The organism is Parachitinimonas caeni (genome assembly GCF_030129945.1).
GTDB lineage: Bacteria > Pseudomonadota > Gammaproteobacteria > Burkholderiales > Chitinimonadaceae > Parachitinimonas > Parachitinimonas caeni.
In genome coordinates this window covers 23,457-36,252 of the sequence record NZ_JARRAF010000028.1, presented here as the reverse complement: position 1 = coordinate 36,252, position 12,796 = coordinate 23,457, and the positions used below count along the sequence as shown (strand labels likewise).

Annotated in this window: 8 protein-coding genes; 6 read left to right on the top strand and 2 right to left on the bottom strand. The window is 58.1% G+C overall.

Features of this window, described 5'->3' with window-relative positions:
- Window positions 1-2 precede the first annotated feature (2 nt).
- The 3 genes from PZA18_RS18245 to PZA18_RS18235 are packed head-to-tail and all read left to right on the top strand — an operon-like array spanning window position 3 to window position 2,890.
- Entirely contained in the window at window positions 3-923 is a 921-nt protein-coding gene (locus PZA18_RS18245; protein ID WP_284102304.1) for an ABC transporter permease subunit, read from the top strand.
- 7 nt (window positions 924-930) lie between these two features.
- A complete protein-coding gene (locus PZA18_RS18240) occupies window positions 931-1,914 on the top strand; it encodes an ABC transporter ATP-binding protein (RefSeq protein ID WP_284102303.1) in 984 nt (327 codons plus the stop codon).
- Complete coding sequence (locus tag PZA18_RS18235) at window positions 1,907-2,890, top strand: peptide ABC transporter ATP-binding protein (protein ID WP_284102302.1); 984 nt, start codon at window positions 1,907-1,909, stop codon at window positions 2,888-2,890. Before PZA18_RS18240 ends, PZA18_RS18235 begins: the two co-directional genes overlap by 8 nt.
- Window positions 2,891-3,011: 121 nt before the next feature.
- Here PZA18_RS18235 and PZA18_RS18230 read toward each other — a convergent pair whose 3' ends face one another.
- Complete coding sequence (locus tag PZA18_RS18230) at window positions 3,012-4,763, bottom strand: MBL fold metallo-hydrolase (RefSeq protein ID WP_284102301.1); 1,752 nt, start codon at window positions 4,761-4,763, stop codon at window positions 3,012-3,014.
- Between the two features lie 354 nt (window positions 4,764-5,117).
- On the opposite strand from PZA18_RS18230, the gene PZA18_RS18225 reads away from it, so the two are divergent.
- The 3 genes from PZA18_RS18225 to PZA18_RS18215 all read left to right on the top strand — a co-directional run bounded on the left by PZA18_RS18225 (window position 5,118) and on the right by PZA18_RS18215 (window position 8,375).
- Window positions 5,118-7,166, top strand: a complete 2,049-nt coding sequence (locus PZA18_RS18225) for a winged helix-turn-helix domain-containing protein (protein WP_284102300.1) — start codon at window positions 5,118-5,120, stop codon at window positions 7,164-7,166.
- A gap of 84 nt (window positions 7,167-7,250) precedes the next feature.
- Window positions 7,251-7,739: a pantetheine-phosphate adenylyltransferase gene (coaD, locus tag PZA18_RS18220; protein WP_284102299.1), complete on the top strand. Its 489-nt coding sequence runs from the start codon at window positions 7,251-7,253 to the stop codon at window positions 7,737-7,739.
- A gap of 33 nt (window positions 7,740-7,772) precedes the next feature.
- Window positions 7,773-8,375: an O-methyltransferase gene (locus PZA18_RS18215; RefSeq protein WP_284102298.1), complete on the top strand. Its 603-nt coding sequence runs from the start codon at window positions 7,773-7,775 to the stop codon at window positions 8,373-8,375.
- 311 nt (window positions 8,376-8,686) lie between these two features.
- Here PZA18_RS18215 and hrpA read toward each other — a convergent pair whose 3' ends face one another.
- Entirely contained in the window at window positions 8,687-12,667 is a 3,981-nt protein-coding gene (gene hrpA / locus PZA18_RS18210) for an ATP-dependent RNA helicase HrpA (RefSeq protein ID WP_284102297.1), read from the bottom strand.
- Between the last annotated feature and the right edge of the window lie 129 nt (window positions 12,668-12,796).

The following is a 12,796-nucleotide window of genomic DNA, read 5'->3' as shown; positions in this document are numbered from 1 at the left end:
CGATGACGACACAGACCCAAGCTTCTGTTCAGGCAACGACCGAATCGGTCATTACCTACCCTTCTCCACTCAAGGAATTCTGGCAAGGCTTCAGCCGTAACAAAGGCGCCTTGTTGGCACTCATCATTGTCAGCCTGATCATCCTGGCGGCGATTTTTGCACCGCTGGTAGCGGGGCATGACCCGATTGAGCAGTATCGCGACAAAATGCTGACCCCGCCTGCCTGGGCGGCGGGGGGGCTGGCAGCCTTCCCGCTGGGTACCGATGAGCTGGGCCGCGACATTTTTTCGCGCCTCGTTTATGGCGCACGGGTATCCCTCTGGATTGGCCTAATGTCGGTGCTGTTCTCGATGATTCCCGGCATTGTGTTGGGGTTGTTTGCGGCGTTTTATCCCAGGATGCTGGGCTCAGCCATCATGCGTCTGATGGACATCATGCTGGCTCTGCCAACCATTCTGTTCGCAATTTGCATCATCACCATTCTTGGCCCCGGTCTGATCAACACCATGATCGCCATCGCCGTCGGTACCTTGCCCTCCTATGTCCGGTTGACGCGAGCTGCCGCCATGGCCGAGATCAACAAGGAATATGTGACCGCATCGCGCGTTGCCGGCGCCGGTGTATTCCGGCTGATGTTCCTGACCGTTCTGCCCAACTGCATGGCCCCGCTGATTGTGAATGCCACGCTCGGCTTTTCATCTGCTGTGCTGGAAGCGGCTGCACTGGGCTTCCTGGGTCTGGGCGTGCAGCCACCGACCCCGGAGTGGGGCACCATGCTGGCCTCGGCGCGTGACTACATCACCCGTGCTTGGTGGGTGGTGACCATGCCGGGCCTGACGGTATTGATTGCCGTCTTGTCGATTAACCTGATGGGCGATGGTCTGCGCGATGCGCTGGATCCGAAGCTCAAGCGCGCTGCATGAGGCCAAGATGAGCATTTTGAATATTCGCAATCTGCGCGTGGTGTTCGGCAGCGATGCACACCCATTCCCCGCTGTGGATGGTCTCGATTTTCAGATCGACCGTGGTGAAATTGTTGGCATTGTCGGTGAGTCGGGATCAGGCAAGAGCGTCACCATGATGGCCCTGATGGGCTTGATTGATGCCCCTGGTCGTGTGATGGCCGACGAGCTGAAGTTTGATGGCCAGGATCTGCTAGGGCTCTCTGACAGCAAGCGTCGCAAAATCGTCGGCAAAGACATTTCGATGATTTTCCAGGATGCGCTGACCAGCTTGAACCCCAGCTATACGGTTGGTTTTCAGATCAAGGAAGCCTTGAAGGCGCATACCAGTTTGCGAGGTGCGGCCCTCGACAAGCGTGCTCTGGAGTTGCTGGAACTGGTACAGATTCCCGACGCCAAGAACCGTCTGAGTGCCTACCCGCACCAGCTGTCGGGCGGGATGAATCAGCGGGTGATGATTGCCATGGCCATTTCGTGTGAGCCCAAACTGCTGATTGCCGATGAGCCGACGACGGCCTTGGATGTGACCATTCAGGCTCAGATCATGGATCTTCTGGTCAAGCTGCAGAAAGACCTGAATATGGCACTGATCATGATTACGCACGATCTGGCCGTGGTCGCAGAGGTCGCCAGCCGTGTCTGCGTCATGTATGCCGGTCAGGTGGTGGAAGAGGCCAAGGTGCCTACCATCTTCCGCACGCCCCGCCATCCGTATACCGCAGCGCTGCTTTCCGCCATTCCCGAGCACAGCAAGGGCGCCAAGCGTCTGACTACTTTGCCGGGCATTGTTCCGGGCCAGTACGACCGGCCACAGGGCTGCCTGCTGTCGCCGCGCTGCAAGTACGCCAATGACCTTTGCCGGAGTAAGCGCCCCGTGCTGGAAGGCAGTATTGAGTCGCGTGTCCGTTGCTTCACCCCGCTAGACGTAGAAGGTAATCCCCGCCATGTCTGAAAGCAAAACCAACCTGCTGGTGGCCCGTGACCTGACCCGTCACTATCAAGTTTCGCGTGGTTTCATGAAAGGCCATGCGACGGTTAAAGCACTCAACGGTGTCTCATTCGAACTGTCGGCACGCCGTACATTGGCGGTTGTCGGGGAGTCTGGCTGCGGCAAGTCTACTTTGGCTCGACAGCTGACAATGATCGAGCCGCCGACGTCTGGTCAGTTGGCCATTGATGGGGTGGATGTCGCCTCTGCCGACAAAGGCACGATTCGCAACATGCGCTCCAAAGTGCAAATGGTGTTTCAGAACCCGTTTGCTTCGCTTAATCCGCGCAAGCAGATTAGCGCGATGCTCGATGAGCCGCTGAAGATCAATACCACTTTGAGCAAGTCCGAGCGGGATGAACGTATCCGCGCGATGATTGCAACCGTTGGCTTGCGGCCGGAACACTCGCATCGCTACCCTCATATGTTCTCGGGGGGCCAGCGCCAGCGTATCGCAATCGCCCGCGCCATGATTCTGAATCCGAAGATTGTGGTTGCCGATGAGCCGGTCTCTGCACTGGACGTCTCCATTCAGGCGCAGATTCTGAACCTGTTCATGGATCTGCAAGACCAGTACGGCACGGGTTATGTGTTTATTTCGCATAATCTGGCTGTGGTCGAACACGTCGCAGACGATCTGTTGGTGATGTATCTCGGCTCGGCGGTGGAGTATGGCGCGAAGTCACGTATTTACCAGCGTCCTATGCACCCGTATACCCAGGCGCTGATGTCTGCGACGCCGGCGATTCATCCTGAAGATCGTCAGATCAAGATCAAGATCCAGGGTGAATTACCTAGCCCGCTCAATCCGCCAAGCGGCTGCGCCTTTCACAAGCGCTGCCCTTATGCCGTCGAGCGCTGCGCTAAGGAGGTACCGCAGCTGCGCGAGATTGATCAGCGCAAAGTGGCTTGCCACAGGGTTGAAGAGATCAACACCTGAGTGCAGAAAATACGAAAAGGCCCGCCAAACCAATGGCGGGCTTTTTCTTTTTGAGGGTGCTTACAAGCGGAAGGGGGCACAGGCTGGCGTGATGCGTGCGCATGCCACGCGACACAGTCAGTTAGCGGGTGACGGTGATTTCATAAGGCGTTACCCGGCTATAGCTGCTGACCCGGCTGACTTTGATGCTGACTGTCTGGGCCGTGTTGCCACTATTGCGATAACTCAGGCTTTCGGTTGTGCCTTTGCCTTCTGATTTGGCCAGCAGGTTGCCCGTGCTTCCGTACAGGTAAAGGTTGTAATTCTGGCTGGAGGCCGTCGGGCCGGTCATGTTCAGATTGAGCTGGGTGCCGGCGGCCACTGTCAGGGTGTACCAGTCGGCAGTATCCGCAGCCTTGGGGAAGAAGCCGATGATGCGATTGACTGCGCCCGCCACCGAATTGGCTTGTGCCTGGCTGTCATTGGGCTCAATTTCTTCGAGACGTTGCACGGGGGTTGGGGTTGGCTCGGCAATCATCAACTCGATGGCGGTGGAGATCGCTTGCTTGCCTGAAGCATCCTGTACCTTTACCTGCGCCAGATGTTTGCCGGGTACCAAAACTTTTCCATCAAAGCTGAATTCGAGCTGGCCATTTTTCAGGGGCTGCTCTGGCGTAACTTGGCCAATCACTACACCATCCAGCAGAAATGCGGCCTGACTGACGCCGATGTCATCACTGACCTGAGCCTGCATCAAGTATTGCTGCTGATTTTCCGACAGGAGGAGGCTCACGGTGGGTGCCTGCTGATCAACAGGTGGTAGCGGGCCCGCGCTATCGCCATCTACTGGCAGATCGAGCGGCAAGCCCATGCTGGCGGCTTCTGACTGCACGGGCGGCTGTGCAACGGTATCAATGCCCGAAGGGTCCGCGCTGACCTGATAACGCAGGCCATCGGTCTTGATGGTGATGTGGCCCACCACGGCGCCGCCACGATAGGTTCGACTGTCGGTCAGGCGGCCCTCATCGGTTTGCAGGACTTTGACCTGCCGGTCCAACAGAGGGGTGATGGATTCAGTATTGGGCAGACCATGTGTCTGGTTGGGGCCAACCGAAACCAGCGCGATTTCCGGCCCGGCCAGATCTATGTAATTCAGATTGCTACTGGTTTTTGAGCCGTGATGACCAAGGTGCAGAACGTCGATGCCGCGTAGCGGGGTGCGTACCCAAGGCTCGGGGGAAACTTGTATCGAGGTAATGACCGGTGTCTCGAAGTCCTCCTGACCATTTTGCTGATGGCCGCCCAGGTCACCGCTCACCAGATAATCAAACCCCCGGTATTTCACCAGAATGACGAGCGAAGAGTCGTTGATGTGGTCGCAGTCCGGCATCCGGTAGTCGGGCTGCATTTGTTGCAGGGTGGCTACCACAGCGTCTTCATGCATCACATGGCAATCGGCGGCAATGGCCGTTGCGCTTGCCTCATCGCCGAGGTCAATACGGTGACCAAGTGGCATGGCTTTGGGGGCATCGCTGCCGGTCTCTTTGTAGGCGGCGAACCAGTTACGCATGAAGGTTGCTTCAGCATTGTGGGGTGAGCCGCTGTAGAAGCTCTGACGGGGCTTGAAGTCGCGCACGATATGCTGCGCCGCGCCGCCGTGATCGGCGTGATTGTGGCTGAGTAGAAAGTAGTCGAGCTGGTTGATGCCCTGCTTTTTCAGGTAATTGCTGACAACATCCTTTTTTGATTCAAGGCCGGCATCAAACAGCAGTTTTGTGCCGTTGGGGCCTTCGATTAAGACGGATTGGCCCCAGCCAACATTGATGGCGTGGATTTTCAATTCACCGGCGTGGGCCGAGAGTGCGAGCAGGGCAGATAAGGCAAGAAGTCTCATGTGTGTAGGTCAGTTGTAAGTTTGTCGTGGCAATGCAGTGGGCATGGCTGTAATCCCGAGTCCCGGGCAGGCTTTACCTGGACTGCCCGGCAGTGTGCAGGGGTGTTGATACGAGTTGATGACGGTTCGCAGCTATTGCGTCGTCGCACCATGGCAACAGCCCGCCGCCAGATGGCAGCCATTCACCCGATCGGCAGTGCGGGAGGCATCGTTCAACAGTCTGAGCCTCCCTGCTTGAAGATTGCCTGAAGCTTTCCTGAAGCTTTCCGAAAACACTAATTGTTCAAACACTTGCATCTATGCGTGCTTCGGTTTGTAATCGCAGGTCCTTCACTCTTGTCTAGACAAATCAGCATGCCTGACCTGCCCATCATGATTGACTTGCCATCCCAGTTTCAGCTGGGGGAGTGGCAGGTCGATGTGCGTCAAGGCACGTTGACGCGGACTGGGGAAAGTGTGTCCTTGCCGGGACTGTCGCTGGCGCTGCTGTTGGCTTTGGCGCGACGGGCAGGTGATCTGGTGGAGGCGGATGTCTTGATGGCCGAAGTCTGGCCCAATCAGATCGTGACGGATGAAACCTTGCAGCAGCGCATCAAACTGCTGCGCAAGGCCCTGCAAGATAGCCGTGAAGCACCGCGTTACATCGCTACGGTGCGGGGGCGTGGTTACCGTCTGCTGGAGAGACCACAAGCCTTAGCGGTGCAAAGGGTGGCGGTCGAGCCGATGACGGCAGCGCCAACGGCTGCGATTGCCCAGGCGACAGCGCAGGTCACTGCAATCTCTCGGCCACGATTTTGGCCAAGTTGGCGCATGGGCATGATGTGGCTGCTGGCAGGCGTATTGCTGGTGCTGGCGTGGTTGTCGTTTCGGCCTGCTGATACACGAGAGCCTGATCCCCGAAGATTGATCGTTCTGCCGTTAACCTTGCTATCGAGCCAGACCGCAGACCAGGTTGTGGCAGATGGACTGACCGATCAACTGATCCAGAATCTCGCAAAGACGCCGGGTTTGCAGGTTATCGCCCGTACTACCGCGATGAGCTTCAAGCACCGACCCCGTCGGGTTGCCGAGCTGGCGGCGGAGCTGGGTGTGGGTACGGTATTGGAAGGGAGCGTCAGGCGGCGAGCCCAGCATCTGGAAGTGACATTGCGGTTGATTGATGCCCGCAACGAGCAAGTACGCTGGAGCCAGCGCTTTGATGGAGACGGGCGGGGCTTGCTGCTGCTGGAACAGAACATTGCTGCAGAGGTCGCGGCAGTACTGGGCGTTCGACTGGCCAGCCTGCCCGTTGGGCAGACTGATGAAGACGCGTATCGCTACTATCTGGAAGGGCGTCAGCGCTATATGCGCTACACCGCTGCCGACAACGCCGCCGCTCAGGCGCTGTTTCGAGCCAGTCTGGTACGTTCGCCCGCATATGCGCTGGCACTGGCCGGGCTGGCGGATGCGACTTCGCAGGCGGTTTATCAGTTTGGGGCACCACGAGAGCAGCTGGCCGAGGCTTTGCGCTATGCCGAGGCCGCCATTGCCGTCGCACCTGGGTTGGCCGAAGCCCACAAGGCACGAGGCCTGGCGCTGGACTTGCAAGGACATCGCAAGCTGGCGCTGGAAAGCTACCGCCGAGCCAGCCAGCTCAGTCCGAATTATGCAGATGCACTGGTCAACGAAGCGATTGTCCTGCGCGATGCCGGCAGGCTGGCCGAGGCTTATCAGACGGCCCGTCGTGCCAGTCTGTTAGACCCCTTGGACCCCTATGCGTATTTGATTTCGGCCCAGGTTTTGATGGGGGCGGGTTATCTGCAGCAGGCGGGAGAGGTATTGAATCAGGTACGTCGCCATGCACCGGATAGCGCCATTACTCAGACCATCTTCTGTGGCTATCTGGTTGAGGCAGCCGAATTGGCCCGGGCGGCTACAGAGTGCCAGTGGCTGACCGAACGACATGCGGATTACGCCCCCGCCTGGAATCAGCGGGGAGATCTGGCGATGTATCGGGGCGAACGACCGGCAGCGCGCACCTATTACCAGCGGGCTGCCGAGATGGGCAAGGGCGATGATGCGGCTTACGCCAGTCTGCGACTAGCCTTGCTGGAACCCGGCCGACCTTCCGCTACGCTGCTGGCCGAAGTTCAGAGTCGCGCTGCCATGGCGCCTGAAGATGCAGAGCGTCAGTACCAGCTAGCCTTGACTCTGGCGCACGGTCAGCAAGCCGATGCGGCGCTGATGGCTCTAGAACGGGCTTTGGCGCTGGGTTTCAGCGAACGGCGGGCCTTGCGGGTAGATCCAATATGGGCCGAGTTCCAGGCACAGCCCCGTTTCAGGACGCTTATGGCAACTCTGGAGCGGCATCTGGCTACCGAGCGGCAGAAATTGGCGCCGTTATTGAAAGCTGGGGCGGGCTGAACTGTCTTGTTGCGCCGCAAAAACGCGGTTGAGGCATGCTATAGTGGCGCGCAATCTCGCCTAACAAAAACGAGGGAGTTCCAGATGAAACGAGGCGTTTATGCCGGCAGCTTCGATCCGGTCACCAACGGCCATCTGTGGATGATAGAGCAGGGCTATCAGCTATTCGACGAAATGATCGTCGCCATCGGTATCAATCCAGACAAGCGTTGCACCTTCAGCGTGGAAGAACGCGAAGCGATGCTGCGCGAAACCACATCCCATCTGCCCAATCTCAAAGTCGCCAGTTTCGAAAACCAGTTTCTGGTGAATTACGCCCGTTCCGTCGGGGCTAACTATATTTTGCGTGGCATCCGCACAGCCAGTGATTACGAATTCGAACGCACCATGCGCTATGTGAATTCCGATCTGGTATCGGGCATTGTCACCGTATTTCTTATGCCTCCGCGTGAAATCGCTGAAGTCAGTTCCACCATGGTAAAGGGGCTGGTGGGCCCTGAGGGCTGGCAGGATGTATTGCGCAACTACGTGCCGGCGCCCGTGTACCAGCGCTTTATTAATCGGCCGGCTTAAGCAGACGGTTTGTTGTGTGAGAGGGAAGGGGTCATGGCGATATCCTTGAATGACTTTCTGGCTGAGTTGTATGGATTCGGTCAGCAGAATGATCGTGAACACACTGTCCGCCATGAGCGCATGCTCAATATCACGCCAGAGACCGGCGCATTTCTGGAACTGCTGATCCGCAGCAGTCGGCCCGAGCAAATTCTGGAAATCGGCACGTCCAACGGCTATTCCACAATCTGGCTGGCCAAAGCAGCGATGGCCATTGGCGCGCGCTTGACGACGGTGGAGTGCGCAGAGGACAAGTTGGCATTGGCCCAGGCAAATTTTGCTGAGTGTGGTCTGACTGGGGCGATTGAGGTGATCCACGCAGACGCTGGCGCGTATCTGGCTGACCTGGCGGATGGCAGCATCGACTTTCTCTTCCTCGATTCGGAACGTAGCGAATACAGCAGCTGGTGGCCGCATCTGGACAGGGTGCTGTCGCGTCAGGGTCTGCTGGTTGTAGATAATGCGATTTCCCATCAGACCGAGCTGCAGTCGTTTATGGCAGCCATCAGCGCCGACGAGCGCTTCATTACTTCCTTGATTCCGATCGGCAATGGTGAGTTCACTGCCTTGAAGATTTCGCAGCTAGCCTTGGCCTAGGCTCTGTTGACGTTTTGTTTTCGGATCGCGTTTCGTCGGATTTGGGCCTGCTGCAAGGCGAAAAGTGCGCCGCTTAGTGGTAAGCCAAGCGGTTTGCCGTCTTGGCGCGCAGGCTGTTGGCTTGCGTTGCAAGCCAACAGCCTGGCAGTCAACGCGACAGCAGGCCTAAATCCGACGAAATCCTTCGTCCTCGCGAGGGGGATGCCGTGGCCGTAAGGCGCTTTGCGGCAACAGCCACGCAGGCCGGGTCGATATTTGAGGCGTGGCGTCGTTGGGGGGCGCTGATTTAGCCTGCTAATCCGCCCCCACCCCTAGCTGCGTGTCAGCTCTGCCCAGTGCTTGTCCAGACGCTTGACCGATACCGGATAGGGTGTCCGTAGTTCCTGTGCAAACAAACCAACGCGCAGCTCCTCGATCATCCAGCGATACGGCTGCAAGGGCGTGATGTCGCGCCCGGCCTTGCGCCACTTTTCCTGTTCGGCTTCCCAGCGGCTCCAGATCGCCGCCACTTCTGCGCTACGTAATTCATCACGCGCCGGGTTGCCGGGATACTTGTCGAGTCGCATGCGCATCGCCTTCAAATAGCGCGGCAGATTCGGCAACTGTTCCCACGGCGTGGCACTCAGAAAGCCTTTGTAGACCAGTCTCGATAACTGCTGTTTCAGCTCTGCTTGCAAGCGCACGGGTTTGGCCAGCGCGCCCTGCAGAGCCTGACACTCGATCGCGATTTCGGTCAGCGTCTTCATGACGGCATCGCGCACGGCGGGTAAACGGGTCTTGGCGCGGGACTTCTGGTTATCAAAGTCCTTTTTGCTGCGCGGCAAGGCATCTTCCCCGATAAAGGCGCGATCACACACGCAAGCTACCAGGTCTTCCATCAGTTCATCGCTGTTGGCGACATGCCGCAACTGCAAGGCCAGCTGGGTGAACTGGCTGAAGGTCTTGGGCAACTGCTTGACCTGTTCCTTGAGTTCCAGCCGCATCAGCTGTATTACACCGCGCCGATGCTCTGCTTCCGCAATCGCTTCGGTGTCGTAGAGGCGAACGGCACAGGCGGCTTCGAGTGGCACCAGTGCCGGGTAGCCGGTCAGCTTGGCGCCCTGGCGCTCAAATGCCAGCTTGGCTGGCAGATCGCCAAAGTCCCAGCTGGTAATACCATCCTTCTCGATTTGCGGGCCGCTGGCAGCCTTCTGTTTGCCCGGCTTGGCACTGGCGACCCCTCTGAATGTCATCTGTGCGGCTTCGCCCAGACGATTGCGCAGTTCGACCAGATCCCGTCCGCAAGCGAGCTCCTGCCCCGCATCATCAACTACACGGATGTTCATTTGCAGGTGGGCGGGCAGGTCTGCGAGATCAAATGCATCGGCTGACACCGGCTGTCCGATGCCTCGGGTGGTGGCCTGGGCCAGCTGTGGCAGCAGGGGGGCGGTGAGGTCGGCCCGATCCAGTTCTGTCATGGCTTTTGTCACGAAGTCGGGCACGGGCACACACAGCCGACGAATGGCTTTGGGCAGGGATTTGATCAGAAACGTGATCTTCTCGCGCAGCATGCCGGGCACAAGCCAGTCGAAAGGGGCCGCATTGACGCTGTTGAGCAGATGCAGCGGTAGCTGGACCGTCACGCCATCCAGCGCATGACCGGGTTCAAAGCGATAGGCCAAGGGCAATTCGAGCGGTTCCCCTGCCGCATCCAGGCCCGCAACCAACGTTACCGGAAACTGATTGGCAGTAATATGGCTGCCCGTATGCAGCATCAGCTCTTCACGGGTCAGAAACAGCAGGCGTGGGTCGGCTTTTTCTGCTTCCTTGCGCCAGGCCTCGAAGCTGATGGCATTGAAAATACCAGCAGGTACGCGGCTGTCGTAAAAACCGAACAACGCGTCTTCATCAACCAAAACATCCTGGCGCCGAGCCTTGTGCTCCAGCTCTTCGACTTCTGCGATCAATTTCTGATTATGGCGATAGAACTCGGCGCGGGTATTCAGTCGTTGGCCGACCAAAGCCTCGCGGATCAGTATTTCACGCGACTTGACGGGGTCGATGGGGCCAAAGTGGACCCGGCGCCGCGCGATGATGGGCAGGCCATACAGGCTGACCCGCTCGCTGGCCGTCACCTGGCCCGGACCTTCCTCCCAATGAGGATCGAAATAGTCGCGCTTGACCAGATGGCTGGCCATTTTCTCCAGCCACTCCGGCTGAATGGCTGCGACACAGCGGCCATAGAGCTTGCTGGTTTCAACCAGCTCGGCTGCCACAATCCACTTGGGGCGAGCCTTCTTGAGGGCAGAACCCGGAAAGATATGGAAGCGGATGCCGCGAGCGCCCAGATATTCCTCATCTTCGCTCTGCTTCATGCCGACATTGCCCAACAGGCCGGCAGCCAGACCTCGATGCAGCGCCTCGTAGTTGGCGGGCGTTTCGTTCATCCGGTACTTCATGTCGGCCACGATCTCGGCTAGCTGACCATGTAACTCACGCCATTCGCGCAAGCGCAGATAGCTAAGAAAATGGTCATGGCAGAGCTGCAGCAACTGGCGGTTTGACTTCTTGTGGCGCAGGGCGTCATCAAAAAAATCCCAGAGCCGCAGGTAGCCGGCGAAGTCCGATTTCTCATCAACAAAGCGTTGCTGGGCGCGATCTGCTGCCTCGCGCGCCTCGAAAGGGCGTTCCCGAGGGTCTTGAATCGACAGACCGGAGGCCAGGATCAACATTTCCTTCAGGCAGCCCTCGTCCCTGCCGGCAATCAACATCCGCCCAATCCGGGGGTCGATCGGCAGTCGTGCCAGCTCGCGACCGAGGCTGGTCAGCGCCCCTTGTTCATCGACGGCCCCTAGCTCATGCAGCAACTGATAGCCATCGGCCACCAATCGCCCGGAAGGGGCTTCAATAAACGGGAAGTCTTCCACTTTGCCAAGTTTCAGTGCCTGCATCCGCAAAATGACGGCAGCGAGCGATGAGCGGATGATTTCGGGGTCGGTAAATGGTGCGCGGGCGTTGAAGTCTGCTTCGTCATACAGCCGGATGCAAACCCCGGCCGAGACGCGACCACAACGCCCGGCCCGTTGCCTGGCCGAAGCCTGGGAAATTTTCTCGACCAGCAATTGCTCGACTTTCGCTCGCGGACTGTAACGGTTAACGCGGGCCAGGCCCGTATCCACCACGTAGCGAATACCGGGCACGGTTAGCGATGTTTCGGCAACGTTGGTGGATAGCACAATGCGGCGACCGCCGGACGATTTGAAAATACGCTGCTGGTCTTCGGCTGACAGGCGGGCGAACAATGGCAGGATCTCCGCCCCCATTAGTCGCGCTTTTCTCAGCTGCTCGGCAGTTTCCCGGATTTCTCGCTCGCCCGGCAAAAAGACCAGCACATCGCCCGCGCCATCATGGCGCCATAGCTCCTCGACAGCGGCGACAACGGCCTCTTCCATTTCCAGCTCTGCGTCGTCATCGTCCAGCGCAGCTCTTCCGCGCTGACTGTCTTCATTCTGTGCCGCTGTGAAAGGGCGCGATAGCGGACGGTAACGGACTTCCACCGGATAGGTTCTTCCTGAAACCTCAATCACTGGCGCGCCATCGAAGTGCCGGCTAAAACGGTCCGCATCAATGGTGGCTGAGGTGACAATGACTTTCAGATCGGGGCGTTTGGGAAGCAGTTGCTTGAGAAAGCCAAGCAGGAAGTCGATATTCAGACTTCGCTCGTGGGCTTCATCGACAATGATGGTGTCGTACTGGGACAAGAAGCGATCATTCTGGGTTTCCGCCAGCAATATCCCATCGGTCATCAGCTTGATCAGACTGGTATCAGAAGTCTTGTCCGTAAAACGGACCTTGAAACCAACCAGATCTCCAATTTCAGTTTTCAATTCCTGAGCAATTCTTGTCGCCACCGAACGGGCAGCGAGGCGACGAGGCTGGGTATGACCAATCAGCCCGTGAACGCCGCGTTTGAGTTCAAGACAGATCTTGGGGAGCTGGGTTGTCTTGCCAGAACCAGTTTCGCCACAGACGATAACGACCTGATGCTTGGCAATAGCCGCCAGTATTTCTTTGCGCTTCTGGCTGACTGGCAGACTGTCATCGTATTCTGGCAGGGGTAGCTTGGCCTGTCTGGCAGCAACGCGTCCTTGCGAGGCGGTAATCTGCGCCTCAATCTCGCTAAGGAGCTTCTGATGATCTTGTTGTTTCTGGGCGCGTTCTCGAGCCGTCCGCAGTTTCTGGCGGATGGAATGGCGGTCTCGGATCAGGCAGCCGTCAACGGCACGGGAGAGTGTCTGGATAGAGGCGGTCATGATAAAGAGCGTAGAAAGGGATAGGGGCCGATGGCAAAACCAATGAGTGTTTTCCTTGGCTTGGGTGGCGATAATCGTACAAAGTACCAGACGCAGCAATCGGCAACAGGAATCTGGGCGCTTAAGTTG